Below are 16,337 nucleotides of genomic sequence, written 5' to 3'. Positions count from 1 at the left end.
TTCGTGGGCAGTAAGACCCCCACCTCAAGATTGAGAGAGAATCGAAGAAGATAGGTGAGGGTCTTACTGCCCGTAAAAGCCCGATTGGTTCAACTAACCATCAGTGGGGGATGAAAAAAAAACCACTGATGGAAGTTTCACTTTATAGTGAAAGGCGAAGTCTTTCATCAGACTCCGCCTTTTTGATTTATAAGGAATTACTAATTGTTATACTGAAATTTAAAGATATATTCCTGAATTCAGAACCGATATTTCCTTATTTTTGTGGAGTAACAGTTTCCACTTTTAATTCTTTTATTCCGTCTTTTATTGTGACTGCATCTCCGTGTAATGTGTTCCAAAGATTTTTAGCTGTCTTCAAGGTAGGTTTTAAGTAGCCAAATTTATTTTCATCAGCTTTTCCAGCAGCCTTATTAATCTGTTGAAGTACCCCATCATATTGATTATCTAAATCATCCCATTGCGTTTGCATATAAGTAAGAGCATTAATTGCATTATCAATCGCCTTATGCATCTGATCAGTATTATTATATGCAACGCCAACTACACGATTTAATGTTGTTTTAGAATCTACAGTCATCCGTAGTTCTTCTAAATACGGATTTAACTTTCCTAAATTATCTCTTGCTGTACCTACTATTATACCGCCAATCCACCATAGGCCAAAAACGCCAACCTTCATTGTTGTAAAGCCATCAGATTCTAATTTTTTATAATAGTTTACTTGTCCTAGAACTTCATCTAAACGTTTTTGATCGTCCTCAAGCCCAGCTGTTTGATTTTTTAAAATCGAATACAATTGTTCTTTATTGCTTCCAAATGCTCTAACATCTTCTCCAACATTATTTCTTAACTCAGTTAATGCTGTTATTAAATTTTTTGCAGTCTCTCGGTTTTGTTGAATTTCAGCTCGTAAATCTGTAATTCCTTCTTTTAAAGTATCGCCATCCCCTGTATTAACAGCATCTAGTATTGTGTCATAATAATTATCAAACGTTGTATTGTATTCGACAATGCCTGTCAATGTATCTAAAAGCTGTTTTTTTATTTTCGTATCCCATGTAACAGCATGTGCTCTAGCATTCTTTTGATCTTGTACAATTTTACCAGGTAAATCTGGATACCCATTAATAGTAATCCCTTCAAAATTAACATCTGGATTATTAATTAACAAATAAGAATATTCATTCATGGATTTTGCAAATACTCCAGCATCTTGCAAAGCTTTTTTCATTCCGTCTGTATTTGCAGAAAGAGACGTATCTCCATTGTTAGTTTGATTAATTTCACTTGCATAAGTTGCTACTGGTGAGACTACAGAAGTTGTTGTCAAAGCTAAAAGCGCCGATGCAGCGAGTATTTTGTAAGGGATTTTATTTAGCATTTCATATTCCTCCTATATAGGTTTTGATTTTTAGTTCTTTGTTTCTTGTGTAAAAGCAATGTCTTTTGAAATGAATTCTGCATCTTTATGAATATCACTCCAACTTTGTTTAGCAGCTTTTAAATCATCAAGTATTAAAGAAAGTTTATGATCTTGCATAGAGTCGACATTATCATGTAAATCTGTATAATTCGCCCCCATTTTATTCCATTGTTGTTGAATACTTGTTAGAGACAGTATCGCTTGATCCACTGTTTGATACAGATCTGTCAAAGTTGCCTTCGCGTTAGTAAGCGAAATAACTGCTTGGCTAGCAAGATCAGCTTTCGTACTTAATTGTCCGATTTTGTTAGAAATTGCGTTATAGGAGTCCATATTCTTAGACGCAATGACACCAGATGCTGTTCCTAAACCGATACCAGCTGCACCGAGAGCCGTAAGACCACCAACAACAGCTGGTGTTGCTGTACCGCCAGTCACAACAATTACTACTGTTCCTGCAATGGCTGCAGCAACTAAAATGAATGCTCCCAATCCACCGCCAATTGACCATGCTAATACATTGTTAAAATGCTCTGTCTGAGTAGAACGTAGCTTCTCAATTTCAGCTTGAAGTTGTGGAATCAGTGCATTATTTCCGGCTAATAGTGCCGTTAATCCACCTTGTCCATCTGGACCACCAACATTATTTTTAAACCCTGTAGAATTGTCATACAGTTTTGCTTTGAAGTCTTGTAACATCTTAATTACTTCTGTAACTTCTTGTGAATTTGTATTAATTGTAGTGATTAAATCATTTAATCCATCTTTTAACTCTGCTTTATCTTTCTTTTGTACAGCAGCTGCCAATGTATCGTAATAATTTTTAAATTCTTCATCGTAATTTACAATATTACGTGCTGTTTTTTGAATTTTCGGCTTCGCTGTGTCTAACCAATAATTCGCATTGATTCGTGACAGTTCCTGATTAAGGTGAATGCTTTTGAGTAATTCTGCTCCTTCTGAACCTAAATCAATACCGGATAAATTTACATTCGGTTGTTTAATCATTGTTTTTGCGTACAAATCCATTACAAGAATATTAGATCCTGTTTGAGCTAATGCTTTTTTCAGCCCTTCAGGCCCTAATTCATAATTCCCTACTTTTTGTTCTTGAGCGGTTTGTTCCTGTGCAAGTACATGAATAGTGTTACCGTTAGTAGCAGTTATAACCGTTGCAAGAGTGGCTACAGCTAACACCTTAAATGGAAGTTTTTTCATAACGATTCTCCTTCTCAGTTTTTTGATAGATTCTTATAATCTTTATATTATTTTTATTAAATTCGTAACATTAAAACTTATTAACTTGTTCTCCAAGGTAACTTGTTACATTTTTTAATTGTCTTAATGTATCTTTTTGAGACTGCTGGTCAGTTGTATCAACATTAGTAGATAATTTTGTAATATTATTTTTGATTAGATTCAAATCTTCTTTATAGCGTTTTAGTAGGTCAAGTTCTACATCTACTTGATTTGCAAATGTATGTAAATCATTTTGCGTAATAAGAAGCATTGATTTTTGTAAATCTGCTACTTTTAGGTTTTTTGTTAAATCATAAAACTTTTGGTTTTGTTGCTCTAAATCATCTAAATGTGCTCGTTGCTCTGCTGTTAGTTTATTTACTTCAGCGAAGGCACTATATGTTTTTTTGACTTTTTTAGGGTCAATAACTTTCGTAAGGTCATACTCTTGTGTCTTTGTAATTGCAGCTGCAGCTAGTTCGCCTTTTTTGTTTTTCTCAATTGCTTCACGAGCTTCTTTTTTGGCAGCTTCAATCTCTAGAGCAGATTTACCTTTTTCTTTCAATTCCTGCTCTACTTTTTTCTCTGCTTCTAAAATAGAGTTGTTAATTTCTCTTCCTTTGTTATACGCTGCTACCGCTGTTTGAGCAGCTGGTTCAATGATATCTTTTGAAAGACTATAGACTTCTTTGAATATATCAAATCCTTGTTCATTTAAAGCGCCTGGTAACAATGCTATTTGTTGTAAATCATCTTGAATTGATTTTTGGGTATTTTGTATTTCATTTTTTAGTTGGTCTATTTTCCCTGTTCCATCTGAACTTAGTACACCTTGCGCTTTCGTCACATCAGTATCGAGATCTGTAAGTTTTTTATCGAGTTGTAATTTAAGATCTGTTAGTTCATTAATTTGACGCTGCACGTTATCTTGGTTCGTCATAGCCATGTCTTGAAGAACTTCAAGTCTATCCAAAAACCCTTCTTTATCTTCTTTATTGTCTACAAATCCTTTTAATGCTGGGTAATAGCTATTAAATTTAGTCACAAATCCTTTACTTTTTGCATTTAATAGAACTAATTTTGGATAAAGTTCCGATGACCATTCGTTCATATCTTTCTTGATTAGGTCTTGGTTCGTATTTAAAGATGGGACTTCCATTAGTTGTATATTAGGATTTACTAAAGCTTTATCTATATATGTTTGGATTAATTTAGATTGCGCACCTAATTTTCGTAATGATGAGGAAATATCCGTGTTCTCTTGTTGCGTTTCGGCTTTAACGATTGGCGTTGCGAGAGCATTGATAGGAATATTCGCTCCAGTAACAATGGATGTTATTAAAAATCCTGTAATTATTTTATTTTTCATTCCGTACACCTCTTCACGATTGTCTTTTTACAATTTTATTTATACTATCTTGAACGATCTATCGCTTTGTTTTCTCCTTGCATAATTGAGGTAGGAGAATTCTTTCGGATAGAATGTTAAACCAAGAAACTCTCGTTATGATCTATTTTTATAGAATGTAAGGACCCTACGCCCTCATTGTAAACATTATGTTTTTAATAAGTAAATAACAAAATTTCACCGCTTACATCTGATGATTATGATATTTAGTTTTTTGTATTTTGAAAACATTATATCTAAAAAGTTAAATACTATGAATCGCTTTACTAAGTGAAATAATTATACTTTGATAATTAAGCCTAAAATATAATGATTTGTATTTATCTATATGAATTATTTGATAAAAAATTTTTTTAATATAATTTAATAGTGCTTTGTATGTTGCTTTCCTTTATTTAGGAAATGCAAAATTGCATATAAATATGGTCATATTAACAATAAATAATCCAAAATATTATTATCCTATGAATAGTAATTATATTCCCTGTAAGCATTACGGGGGAAAATTCCCTTCCGTAGGGAATGAGATGAGATATGCTAAAAATATTACGAAATGTACACCTTTAATAATATTTATATATATAAATTATTTTTTACAGAATGGTTGATTTGTGAATTTCGTAAAATAAGGCTCTAATCCCTTTAGTGGAATATAAAGTTATCACGACAAAATGTACCAAATATGAACTTATATATTTGGTAAAATAGATGAGGTAATTATTTATATGGTTGTTCTAGGGGGAGTATTAGGTGTTGAAAAAGTTAGTAACACTACTTATTTGTAGTGTGTTTGCCTTTAGTTTAGCGGCATGCGGTAATAATGCGAAGGCGACAGAAAATAAGGATACAAAAGCAGCAGAACAAAAAAAGATTGAGGAACAAAAGAAGCAAGAAGAGGAAAAGAAAAAGCAGGAAGAAGTAAAAAAACAACAAGAAAGCAGTACATATGAAGATGTTGCAGTGGCGGATCGTGAAAATAACACGCCAAATAGTACGGAAAATAAAGTACAACAACAACCAAATAACAACTTACCACAAGGTGAATCCCATTTTAGCAGCTGTAAAGAAGCAAAAGCAGCCGGGTTCTCCAATATTTCGAAAGGTCACCCCGATTATTCTTCTAAGCTAGACCGAGGTGGCGATGGGATCGCTTGTGATAAGTAAATACAAAAAAGGATTCGCTTAATACGCGAATCTTTTTTTGTATGTTACTCGCTTCTTATTGATAAGGTTATACTTAACAATCAAGATAACTATATAAATTCATTTTAAAAAATAGTAGGTGGAGTGTATGATTCGAAAAGTAATTTTCCTTTTGATAAAGTTACAGCATCTTCTTGTGGGAATGCATACGCATATTCTATTCCTTTTTTCTTGTTTCCTTCCTTGATGTTTGTGAAAAATTTCCTTTCTAATGATACATCATAATTACTTGGATTATTTTGACGACGGGTTGAAATATATAAATCAGGATTTACAATTGTATAGGAAGTTTCTTCTAATAATTTATTTTTCTTCCAAAAAGTGTTTACATCTAATTCTTTATTATAAATCATGTAATATAATAAAATGCCTATATGAATTAAAGTCATTTTTTTAATTATAGGTACTGAATAATAGTAGTCGTAGAAGGAAAAGAAGTAAAAGGTGTATCAGATGAAAATGGCATGATTTCATGGAATAACCTCCCATATGGAGAATATCAAGTTGTCGAAACGAAAGCACCAACTTATAAAAAAGATGATGGTTCAACAACTTCTTATCAACAATTAAGAGACCCAATTGATGTAACAATCGATGCAGAGCACAAAACAATCAAATTGAATGTAGAAAACAACAAAAGTGGTTGGATCCTTCCTTCCACAGGTGGTATGGGAACAATTCTCTTTACTGTAGTAGGTCTTGTAGTAATGGCTGCATTTTTTTATTAGGACTTGGTATTTTTCTGTATCCATTTGTAAGCAATTGGCTGGCGACAAGAGCATATTACTCCCAAATCAGTTCCTATCTATAAAGTAGAGCAAATTAAAGTTGTACTCCCAAAGGAAATCGATGATTTGTTAGTTGTAAAAGATCAAGATTATGCAACATTACTTACATGTACGCCTTATGGGGTAAATACACATCGATTGTTAGTTAAAGGTCATCGTGTACCGGATGAACTGAAAGAAAAAGAAAACAAACAATCCAAACCATTCATGATAGAAGATTGGGTGATAGGAGTTTCCGTGGCTGCTTTAGTTGTGCTTGCGCTGATTATCTATATAAGAAAGAAGAAACAGAGACAAAGACAGGAAAGTTAAAATTAAAATATTGCTTTTATGAATCGTTGTAAGGATTTGAATTTCTCTTAGAATAGAAAATTCGAATCCTTTTTTTGTTTGTATATCTTTGAGGCAAGCTAGGTCTCACTAGGTTTCTCAAAAGAATTAATAACGTCATAATCATTATGCAAGATATTTGCAAGACTTTTGTAATACTTCTGAGAGAGAAGTGAAAGATTTGTTATATAAGATGAAGTCAAGATTACTAGTAAACGTACTCATGACCTGAGAAAACAAGGAGGAAAATGATAATGAAGGAAAAGAAATTGAAGCCGGCATTCGCTGTATTAAGCAGCGTAGCAATGGCACTAACTTTGGCATCTCCTGCTTTAGCTGAAACAAAGCCTGAACAAGACGGAAAAGTGGAAACCTTTAAAGAAGATAAAAATCTAAAAGACGGACAGAATATTATCTATGGTGATTCTGGAAAAAAGGGAATCATGATTAAGGAAGAGCCTCAGGAAAATAATGATTGGGACGATGATGGCATCCCTAACGAATTAGAAGAAAAAGGATTTAAAATTGTATTTAATGAAAAGACAGGGAAAAATGAAGCCCAGTTATATGACCTAGAGAAAGACTTTGGGAAAAAGAGGTTTATAACAAATCCTAGGAGTGCAAACTCAGATGGAGACCCTTTTACAGATAGCTATGAAGTGGAGCATTATGATAGTGATTCTGATGTAGATTTTAACCCGATGATCGCGAATGTACCAAATCTACAAATTGCTGTAAAACGTATCGATATTACTCCCGTTGCTAGTATTACAGATTCAAATGGTGAGTCACGTACTAAGACTTGGGAAAAAAGCTTATCTGTACAACATTCTTTTAATGTTGGCTTAGCTGGTGAAGGTGGCGTTGAAGGATCAGCAGCAGGTCCTGTACCATCGGGTAAGGGATCGTTAAATGTAGGGTATGGTTATTCCAATACAAAAACAGAAACAGAAAGCATCTCTAATAGTTTTGACTGGTCGACAGCAACCACTGTTGATTCATCTAAAGCAGCAAATGTGAGACTTCATCTAGAATATAAAAATACGGGTACTGCATCTGCTGGGGATGTTTCACCTCATTTTAACATTCGATTAGGAAATAAAATTATTAATACTGTAAAGGCAACACAAGATCGTTATAAAGCCAACTTGTTAACTACAGCAAAAGGTGGAAACAATAAAACTGAAATTCTAATGGATAGTGTAGAAGGTCAAGCGGATGTGAAAATTTCCCTAACACTGGATGAATTAAAAGCAGTAGAACAAGGGGCACCCCTTTCTATTGAAGTCTTGCCTACTAGTACGATGAATGTGTATACGATGAAAGATGGGCAATTTGTGAATTTAGGGGATTGGTCGCATTTTGCATCAAATGTAAATGCTTCTACTACATTAATAGAAACAAATTTGGGTTCTATACCAAAATTTAGAGTGTATACACCAAAAACGAGCAAGGAAAAGCCTGCTAACGTTAATCATAATCTTTCACTTGACGAATTTTTTAAACATAGCGGGATAGATAGTTATGTTTGGTCAGTAAACGCTGTAGTGAATGGGCAGTTAAACAAAAATCTAGAGCGTTTTGGTCCAAATCGGACACTTTTAGAACGAGGTAAGAACCTTGGTTTCTTTGATAACCGTGTACTATCACCAACTCTATCATATAGCAGTTATGATTATAGCAAGAAAAAGATTTACGCATCGGTTATACCGGGGATATTTAATTTGAGTGAAGAAATCTTTGTTACGGTTCGTAATAAAAAAGGTGAGAGCCAAAAGGTAAAATTAGTTCGAAATAAGAATTCAAATGTGTATGAATCTAAAGAGAATGAACCTGTAGACTTAGCAGTAAACAAAAAATCTCTTGGAGAAACCTCAGTTAAGTTTGAACTCAATGATGTCCAAAATAATAAAACTGAAGTTTCTGTGCCTCTTGTTTCAAATAAAAGCTATCTAGAAGCTATCGATAAATTAGTAGTAGATAATTCTGGAGAACCTATTCTAGAAGGAAAACAATACTATTTGAAGACGAATGTTAACATACGTGAAGGTGTGCAGGAGAATTGGCACATTGGTTTAGACCAAGCGATTAATGGTCGATATGTACACTTTTCACCTCAGTCCAGTTGGGATAGATTGAGACTCGGCCCTATACAAAAAGCAATACATGGAGACGATATTCAAGCAACACCAGTAATGATAGAAAGAAAAGGGCAGCCTAAACCAGGACAACCATTCAAAAAAGATGAAGAAGTGTTCCTTAAGTTTACTAACAGTAGTTATAGTGGTTACCAGTATTTAAATATTGGTAACGGTTATGATTATAGCTGGTTAGATACTGAAAACAATAGATCTTCTATTAAATTAGACAAGCTTCCTGATCAGAAGAGCTTCTATCTAAAGTCTGATTCTACTTATATCACATTTAGGGAAAATAAATGGCAAGCTACTGTTGCTGATAATGGTAGCGCGCCAGTTGTAGCTTCTAGTGCGTTTATTTTAAAACCTGATCATACAACTTCACCAGGTAATAACCATAAATGGGAACTAGAAAGTATTAAGTAAAGTAAGAAATCATCAGACTGCAAAGCGTTTCTTCCTGAATGCTTTGCGGTCTGGTTCTGTTTTTGGTGAGGTAATATATAAATACAAATCAAAAAAACGACATAAAAGCTCTTTTTTTAGAGGGGATAAGAGCATCTGGTCAGGGTCTTTTTCGGCCACGTGCAATGTTTAAACCAAAATGAAAAAGCGAGTGCAAGTCATTTTTTGCTCCCCGTAGTAGCAAATGATATGTTAAAAAGTGACATTGACATAAAAGTGAATTACAAATAAAATAGTGTAAAAATACACCTTATTGGAAGTTCGACACTATGAAGCAAAAAAGTTTAAATATAAAATTGTCTATCATACAATTATTTGTTTTCGTACTTAATTTATTTATATTCTCCTCAACGATGCGCTTTTTACCTTGGTTTGTTGAAGATACTTTCGGCTGGTTTGGGATTTTAATTACTGCTCCTGTATTATTAGGTATTGGAGTCATTATGATCTATCTTCAGAAGAGTAAGGGATATGCAATTTCAGCAATGAGAAAAATGATTCCTTTTCTTGCGTCAATCTTTTCAATTTATATTTTATTATCATATATCACTGATTTTTCTGTTATAATGGCTCTTGCAGTCAATTTTGGAATGGTTATCATAACAATTGTATTTTTACTACAAGATATTATTAAGCCTAGTAGAAATTGATTATTGCATTGACAATTTATAAGAAAGTCTCCATTGATCGCAATGGGGACTTATATTATGTAAAAAAAGCCTTTCTACCTCTATGCCTGAAATTTAAAAACTTTGATATGTAATCCTTCAAGGATTGTAAATATACAGTATTCTCCTTTTCAGTATGTCATCTGAATTGTATCATTACTTTTCATGACTTTTTCGTGAATGTATGGCTATAGCACTTGACTTGGAATAGATATATTGATAATTATTATATTTGCATAAAAGATTGCTGTAAGTATTTTATATATATACAAGTTAAAAAATGGCATATCCCTCTTTTCCTTTTAGGGGAGACATCTGGTGCGTATAGAAAACAATGTTTAAAACAAAAGGAGAAAGTCAGTAAAAGGCATAGTAGTGATGTTTATGTCAGAAAATTCAAATGTATGTATATAATGGAATTATTTTTACATTATAAGAAAAGAGCAGCGGGGGTTCTAGTTATGAAACAAAGGATTGTAATTGTAGAAGATGAAGAGAATATTAGAGAAATATGTAAAAGATATTTAGAAAGAGATGGATATGAAGTATTTACAGCTGAAAATGGAGCAGAAGGCTTGAACGCATTTCAGCAGTATCAACCAGATTTAGTCATTTTAGATTTGATGATGCCGAAAAAAGACGGTTGGGAGCTATGCGAGGAAATTCGTCAACAATCTAATGTTCCTATTATTATGTTGACCGCTCGAGGTGAGGAAAGAGATCGGATTTTAGGCTTAACAATCGGAGCAGATGATTATGTGACAAAGCCGTTTTCGCCTCGTGAATTAGTATTAAGGGTTCAAATTATACTAAGAAGAGGAAATCAACCAGTAGTACAAACGAAAGAACCGGAATTAAAAATGATAGAGTTTCCAGATTTGGAGATTTATCCAGCGAAGAGAAGTGTGTTTGTTTGTGGGCATGCGGTGGACTTAACAGTTAAGGAATTTGAAGTACTTTATACGATGGCCAAACATCCAAAACAAGTGTTTTCTCGGTCGCAGCTTCTTGAACAAATTTGGGAATTTGAATATGAAGGCTGTACAAATACAGTAACTGTGTTAATGAGTCGTTTGCGAGAAAAACTAGATAAGCATACGACAAAGAACCGTTGGATTCATACAGTTTGGGGCATAGGGTATCGTTTTGATCCAAATGGAGGAAATGAAACATGAAATTACGTTATCAATTGTTATTGATGAATTTATTAAGCACGAACATCATGGTCATTGCGATATGGTATGGTGATAGGAAAATGTTATTGGAACCGGAACAAACACGGTTATTAACAGGAATTGCGATTGTAGCAATGCTTCTTTCAACTTTTATCTATTGGCTATTAACACGTCCGATTATGAGGTCCATTCAAAATTTAATTGCATTATCACATCAATTTAGCGATAGACATTTTGAAACGATGTATATAATTGGAAAGGAACCACAAGAATTTAAAGAACTCGCAACTGCTTTTCAGGAGATGGCGAAAAAGTTAGAAGAAGGGTTTACGAAGTTAGAAGAAGGGGAAAAAGCGCGTACAGAGCTAATTGCCAATATTTCACATGACTTGCGAACACCCATTGCCAGCGTACAATTGATGATAGAAGCATTACAAGATAATGTAATTGAAGACCCTGATATGAAGAAGCAGTACTTAGCGACAATATTAAAGGAAATGCAAAGATTAAATGGTTTAATTAATAATTTATTTGACCTTTCCAAGTTAGAACTTGGACAAGAAGAGTTTCATCCGAATTTAACCCATGTGGATACAGTGCTATTAGAAGTACTAGATTCACATTCTATCTTACTAGAAGAAAAACAGATGCATTTAGAAGTGCAGGTGTCTGATACATTGCCTAGGCTTTGGATGATGCCATGTAAAATAGTACGGGTTATGAGTAACTTGTTACATAATGCAATCCGATATTCTCCTGCAGCTTCCACAATTGAGTTGATTGTAAAGGAAGATAAGCAGAAACAATATGTTCAATTTATTGTGCGCGATGAAGGGGAAGGTATTTCATACAATGATCAATTACGTATATTTGACCGTTTCTATAGAACAGATCAGTCCAGAAGTTCACAATCTGGCGGATCAGGGCTCGGATTAGCTATCGCAAAGTCATTAGTTGAAATGCACAAAGGGGACATTGGTGTGCGAGATCGCTCAGATGGAAAACAAGGAAGTGAATTTTGGTTTATGCTTCCAATAAAAAATGAAAGACTTTTGTAATAGTTATGTTATAAATTTGAGAGGTTTCCTTGTTAACATATAAGTGTTAGAGGAGGGGAATTACTTTATGAACAGAAAATATATATTCCTTATTGGAGCATTCATAATTGTTGGGGGGATACTGTGGTCGTTATTCCGCCCAGAGAAATTATTCATTGATAAGAAAGTAAATGAAACATTGCCGCAAACAGAAATGAAGTCAAAAGAAACAAAGCAACAAGCAATAAGCGAAGGACAGTTTCAAAGCGGTGTGCATGAAACAAAAGGAACAGCAACAATCTACCAATTAGCTGATGGAAAACGTATTTTACGCCTTACTAATTTTACAACTTCTAACGGCCCAGACGTTCGAGTTGTATTGGTTCCTACAAATCAATTGAAAGATAATGAAGATGTTAAAAATTATAAATATGTTGAATTAGGAAAATTAAAGGGAAACAAAGGCGATCAAAACTATGAGATTCCTGAGGGAATCGATGTAAGTACGTACGGCGCTGTTTCTGTATGGTGTAAGAGATTTAATGAGAATTTTGGTGCAGCTTATTTTGGAAAATAAGAAAGAGTATAGAAAAACAGGTGATAGAAATAGAATCTATCACCTGTTTTTCTGTTTTGTAGAATGTACATACGACTTAATATTTTTTGTTATGCTTTAGAGAAATGTATCAAAAGAAAATGGATCATTATAATAAGCATAAGCTCTCTGACCATCGAACATCTCGGTAATAACTTCCTCATTGTTAAATTTATCCCGGCCGAGCTTTTTTAAAATCAAAGAAAGACTTTTGTGACATTTATGAAAGACTTTTGTAATATTTACGAAAGTAATTTGAAAGACATTTAAAGTAAGATAAGTTTATCCTTAATCTACATGCAAAACACTCTTTAAAATTGATCAAACCGAACTTCCCCAAAGTTTCTTTGAAATGATAAACCCCACAGAAAATATTCTTGTTTTCTGTGGGGTTTATCATGTTTTTATGGAAGATACGTCTACAAATAAACAGGCTAAAGGAGAAGAGGTTATCATCTCTCTTGCTTCACTTATGGCCATTGGAACGAATATTGGACTTACAAAAACAGTGTATTGGAATAAACTGGGGTCTGCATCCCAAGTAAAATCCAGGAAATGCTGTTGCTGAGGGCCAAGCGGATGGCAATAATATAAAAGGAAAAGTAGAAGTAAAACCAGGGAAGTATTACTTAATTCTATCGTTCGGCGAAGAAAATAGAAGTGGAACATATTCATTATTAGTAAAATAAAATCCATTTCGTAACTACTCAGTTATTCTATTTTATTCTATAATTTGTTTTTTAGGAGGAGTCTGTCACTGTAGGCTCCTCTTGTTCTTTTTTTAGATAAAGTAAGAATCATTGTCTATGCTAACCAAAATGAAAATTTTACTTTACTACATGTATTGATTTTTGAAGGTCAGCTTATTTTTTTGTTTTAAATCTCGCATGTGGCAGGAAAAGGGATTATATAAAAAGCTCGTAAAATGAAAAAGAATAATGCAAACGATTGCAATAAATGATAATATGTAAGCGTATACATATAAATATTAGCTTGCAAGCATAGAATGAAATCCTTTGTTTTTATTATTATGGGTCTTAATTTTCAGGAAAAAGGAGAGCGTGTATGAAAAAGTATGTAAAAGGCTATAGTATTGTCATGTTATCCGTTCTTATATTGTTTGTTTCTGCAATATTTTCAAGTCAGAGTTATGCAGCTGTAAACGGACAAGCAATGAATGGAAATTACAAAGCATATATTATGGCACCGCTAAAGAAAGTGCCAGATATTATGACATGGGAGACGTTTGAAAATGATTTACGCTGGGCAAAGCAAAATGGTTTCTCAGCTATTACTGTTGATTTTTGGTGGGGGGACATGGAGAAGAATGGAGATCAACAATTTGATTTTTCCTATGCGCAGCGTTTTGCCCAATCTGTAAGAAATGCTGGTATGAAAATGATTCCAATTATTTCAACGCATCAATGTGGCGGTAATGTTGGGGATGATTGTAATGTACCGATTCCTGCTTGGATATGGAATCAAAAATCAGATGATAGTTTGTATTTTAAATCGGAAACAGGAACGATTACTAAAGAAACATTAAATCCGCTAGCTTCAGATGTCATTCGAAAGCAGTATGGAGAACTATATAATGCTTTTGCCGAGGCGATGGCTCCGTATAAAGATGTCATTGCGAAGATTTATTTATCCGGCGGTCCGGCTGGAGAAACACGTTATCCATCTTATACGTCAGCTGATGGTTCAGGTTATCCGAATAGAGGGAAGTTTCAAGCTTATACGGAATTTGCAAAAGCGCAATTTCGTTCTTGGACATTACAAAAATATGGATCTTTAGCAGGGATAAACGGAGCATGGGGAACAAACTTGAATTCTATGTCACAAGTGCTTCCGCCATCTGATGGATATCAATTTTTGGCAAGCGGCTATCAAACAAAGTACGGTGAAGATTTCTTAAAATGGTATGAAGGTGTGTTAGAAGAGCATACAAAATTAATAGGAGAATTAGCTCATTCGGCATTTGATAATAAGTTCCACGTACCAATTGGTGCAAAAGTTGCCGGCGTTCATTGGCAATATAGCAATCCGAATCTTCCACACAGTGCTGAAAAACCAGCAGGATATAATGATTATAGTAGTTTGCTAGACGCTTTTAAGAGTGCAAATTTAGATTTAACATTTACTTGTTTAGAAATGTCAGATAAGGGAACGTATCCAGAATATTCAATGCCAAAAACACTTGTCCAGCAAGTAGCTAAGCTTGCGAATGAAAAAGGAATTGTATTAAATGGTGAAAATGCATTAAGTATAGGAAGCAGTGCTGAATATAAGAAAACAGCAGAGATGGCTTTTAACTATAATTTTTCGGGATTCACACTCCTTCGTTATCAAGATGTTATGTACAATAATTCATTGATGGCGCAATTTAAAGATACTTTAGGAGTTATGCCTACTTTACAAACAATCGTGGTAAAAAATGCACCAACAACTACTGGCGATACGGTGTACATTGTTGGAGATCGTGCTGAGTTAGGACAATGGGATACAACGCTATATCCTATTAAATTATCTTACAACCCTACTTACGGGGATTGGAGAGGAACGGTTTATTTACCGGCTGAACGCAATGCGGAGTTTAAAGCGTTTATTAAGCGTCAAGATGGAACGATTAAAGTGTGGCAGTCAAATCAGCAAAATTGGACGCCAATTCCAGCAACTTCTACTGTGTATACAGATTGGTGGTAGTTTCATTGTTTAAAAGAAGTTTTTTAATATAAAGGATAATGATACAAGCTGCCTCCTATCATATTATGAAAAATGATAGGAGGCTTATTTTTTTGACATCTTTGTCTAGCTCTTCCTAAACAGTCGGCTCTGCTTTTCTTTATGTCAACACCACCATTTCTCCTGCGGCAGTAATACAACATTTACATTGAAGTTTTGTGAAAACCAATCATACATGAGTGTCTTTTTTACTAAATACTCCGATGCAGAGTGGGACACACCAATGAGCGACATATTTGTTTGCGGTATGTATTCTTTCATGATGGTATATCTCTTTTTGCCATAGTCGTTATCAATATAACAATGCACTTCTCCGGTAATATACGCTTGCGCCCCTTTTTCCTCAGCTTCTTGCATCATACTTACTTTATCACCGCAGCCAGCGATGATTGCGATTTTCGAAATATGAGAACGTGTTTGTCCTTCGAAGTCTACATACGGGATGTCAAAAATCTGTTTTGCTTTTTCAATGAGTTCATTTGTATGTGTTGGAGCAATTTCACAAATCACCCCATCGCCTCCAGCAAAACTTTCGATTACTGATGCATGTAGTGCTTTGGCGATGGCGATACTTGTACCATATGTTTGATGACGGTCCATTGGCGCGTGACATGTGTACACGGATAATCCCTTGTCTTTTATTCCCTGCAAATAGTGATTTGGAATCGGAATGAACCCGCGCCCTGGTAAGCCTTGCGGATCGCCGCATTCCATAACAAGTGGATGGTGCATAAATAATAAATCTCCAGCTGTTCCTTCATTAAGAAATCTATCAAGCACTTCATCTGTTGGAAAAACAGCTAAAAAGACGTTGCGAACAACATCTGCTCCTTTTATCATGAGCCCATTAAAGTATGTAACGAAATCATCTTCAAAGAACTCTTGCCAAGGAAACGAAATTGGGTCATAAGCAGCTGGGAGGAAACGGCTAAACCCAGGGTCAATTCCGTATTTATGCACTGCAAATAAAGTATCTAACTGATGCTCTATATCTTGAAGTTTTGGCATGATAAAACCTCCTTTGGAAAAATATATAAATTTAATTATATATTTGAATGAATTTTCTGTATATGGAAATCGAACCAATTCATAAAAAAAGAATGCTACAATAAGATAATCG

General features: G+C 34.3%; 11 protein-coding genes and 3 pseudogenes. 9 read left to right on the top strand and 5 right to left on the bottom strand.

The annotated features are described in order from the left end of the window. Window positions 1-256: 256 nt before the first annotated feature. From hblA to hblC, 3 genes are all read right to left on the bottom strand, one after another. Entirely contained in the window at window positions 257-1,384 is a 1,128-nt protein-coding gene (gene hblA / locus BR72_RS20360; protein ID WP_035436216.1) for a hemolysin BL binding component B, read from the bottom strand. Window positions 1,385-1,414: 30 nt separating this feature from the next. Then, window positions 1,415-2,644 carry a hemolysin BL lytic component L1 gene (hblD, locus tag BR72_RS20355; RefSeq protein WP_035436213.1) on the bottom strand — a complete coding sequence of 410 codons (1,230 nt, stop codon included), beginning with the start codon at window positions 2,642-2,644 and terminating at the stop codon, window positions 1,415-1,417. 70 nt (window positions 2,645-2,714) lie between these two features. Then, window positions 2,715-4,034: a hemolysin BL lytic component L2 gene (gene hblC, locus BR72_RS20350; RefSeq protein ID WP_035436210.1), complete on the bottom strand. Its 1,320-nt coding sequence runs from the start codon at window positions 4,032-4,034 to the stop codon at window positions 2,715-2,717. Between the two features lie 789 nt (window positions 4,035-4,823). Between hblC and BR72_RS20345 the strand changes: the two genes are divergently transcribed. Next, complete coding sequence (locus BR72_RS20345) at window positions 4,824-5,237, top strand: excalibur calcium-binding domain-containing protein (protein WP_051957368.1); 414 nt, start codon at window positions 4,824-4,826, stop codon at window positions 5,235-5,237. A gap of 137 nt (window positions 5,238-5,374) precedes the next feature. On the opposite strand, the pseudogene BR72_RS20340 reads toward BR72_RS20345, so the two are convergent. Then, window positions 5,375-5,698 (bottom strand): annotated as a pseudogene (locus BR72_RS20340) (AraC family transcriptional regulator); the annotation flags it as partial. On the opposite strand from BR72_RS20340, the pseudogene BR72_RS20335 reads away from it, so the two are divergent. From BR72_RS20335 to BR72_RS20300, 8 genes and pseudogenes are all read left to right on the top strand, one after another. After that, window positions 5,690-6,004 (top strand): annotated as a pseudogene (locus BR72_RS20335) (SpaA isopeptide-forming pilin-related protein); the annotation flags it as partial. The pseudogenes BR72_RS20340 and BR72_RS20335 sit on opposite strands and share 9 nt — an antisense overlap. A gap of 78 nt (window positions 6,005-6,082) precedes the next feature. Beyond that, window positions 6,083-6,376, top strand: a pseudogene (locus BR72_RS20330) (sortase); the annotation flags it as partial. 272 nt (window positions 6,377-6,648) lie between these two features. Then, on the top strand, window positions 6,649-8,958 hold the full coding sequence (locus tag BR72_RS20325; protein ID WP_035436201.1) for a binary toxin-like calcium binding domain-containing protein: 2,310 nt from the start codon (window positions 6,649-6,651) through the stop codon (window positions 8,956-8,958). Between the two features lie 308 nt (window positions 8,959-9,266). After that, window positions 9,267-9,647, top strand: a complete 381-nt coding sequence (locus BR72_RS20320; protein WP_035436199.1) for a hypothetical protein — start codon at window positions 9,267-9,269, stop codon at window positions 9,645-9,647. Between the two features lie 479 nt (window positions 9,648-10,126). Beyond that, window positions 10,127-10,840, top strand: coding sequence for a response regulator transcription factor (locus BR72_RS20315; RefSeq protein ID WP_035436196.1), 714 nt, complete (start codon window positions 10,127-10,129; stop codon window positions 10,838-10,840). Further along, window positions 10,837-11,898 (top strand): sensor histidine kinase, encoded by a 1,062-nt coding sequence (locus tag BR72_RS20310; protein WP_035436193.1) that lies wholly within the window; start codon window positions 10,837-10,839, stop codon window positions 11,896-11,898. Before BR72_RS20315 ends, BR72_RS20310 begins: the two co-directional genes overlap by 4 nt. A 67-nt stretch (window positions 11,899-11,965) precedes the next feature. Next, window positions 11,966-12,454: a DM13 domain-containing protein gene (locus tag BR72_RS20305; RefSeq protein WP_035436190.1), complete on the top strand. Its 489-nt coding sequence runs from the start codon at window positions 11,966-11,968 to the stop codon at window positions 12,452-12,454. Window positions 12,455-13,537: 1,083 nt separating this feature from the next. Continuing rightward, a complete protein-coding gene (locus BR72_RS20300) occupies window positions 13,538-15,178 on the top strand; it encodes a family 14 glycosylhydrolase (RefSeq protein ID WP_035436187.1) in 1,641 nt (546 codons plus the stop codon). A 144-nt stretch (window positions 15,179-15,322) separates the two neighbouring features. On the opposite strand, the gene BR72_RS20295 is transcribed toward BR72_RS20300, so the two are convergent. Beyond that, the gene (locus BR72_RS20295) at window positions 15,323-16,225 is read right to left on the bottom strand and encodes a Nif3-like dinuclear metal center hexameric protein (RefSeq protein WP_035436184.1); all 903 of its coding nucleotides are present in this window, start codon (window positions 16,223-16,225) and stop codon (window positions 15,323-15,325) included. Window positions 16,226-16,337 lie beyond the last annotated feature (112 nt).

The organism is Bacillus sp. UNC322MFChir4.1 (genome assembly GCF_000746135.1).
Lineage (GTDB): Bacteria > Bacillota > Bacilli > Bacillales > Bacillaceae_G > Bacillus_A.
The sequence above is the reverse complement of the archived record's forward strand: the minus strand, read 5'-3'. Positions and strand labels throughout refer to the sequence as shown.

Bases quoted from the DNA above. Each gene is read 5' to 3' on its own strand.
- BR72_RS20300 (WP_035436187.1), top strand. From the start codon at position 13,538: ATGAAAAAGTATGTAAAAGGCTATAGTATTGTCATGTTATCCGTTCTT.
- BR72_RS20325 (WP_035436201.1), top strand. From the start codon at position 6,649: ATGAAGGAAAAGAAATTGAAGCCGGCATTCGCTGTATTAAGCAGCGTA.
- BR72_RS20310 (WP_035436193.1), top strand. From the start codon at position 10,837: ATGAAATTACGTTATCAATTGTTATTGATGAATTTATTAAGCACGAAC.
- BR72_RS20295 (WP_035436184.1), bottom strand. From the start codon at position 16,225: ATGCCAAAACTTCAAGATATAGAGCATCAGTTAGATACTTTATTTGCA.
- BR72_RS20320 (WP_035436199.1), top strand. From the start codon at position 9,267: ATGAAGCAAAAAAGTTTAAATATAAAATTGTCTATCATACAATTATTT.
- hblA (WP_035436216.1), bottom strand. From the start codon at position 1,384: ATGCTAAATAAAATCCCTTACAAAATACTCGCTGCATCGGCGCTTTTA.
- BR72_RS20305 (WP_035436190.1), top strand. From the start codon at position 11,966: ATGAACAGAAAATATATATTCCTTATTGGAGCATTCATAATTGTTGGG.
- hblD (WP_035436213.1), bottom strand. From the start codon at position 2,644: ATGAAAAAACTTCCATTTAAGGTGTTAGCTGTAGCCACTCTTGCAACG.
- BR72_RS20315 (WP_035436196.1), top strand. From the start codon at position 10,127: ATGAAACAAAGGATTGTAATTGTAGAAGATGAAGAGAATATTAGAGAA.
- hblC (WP_035436210.1), bottom strand. From the start codon at position 4,034: ATGAAAAATAAAATAATTACAGGATTTTTAATAACATCCATTGTTACT.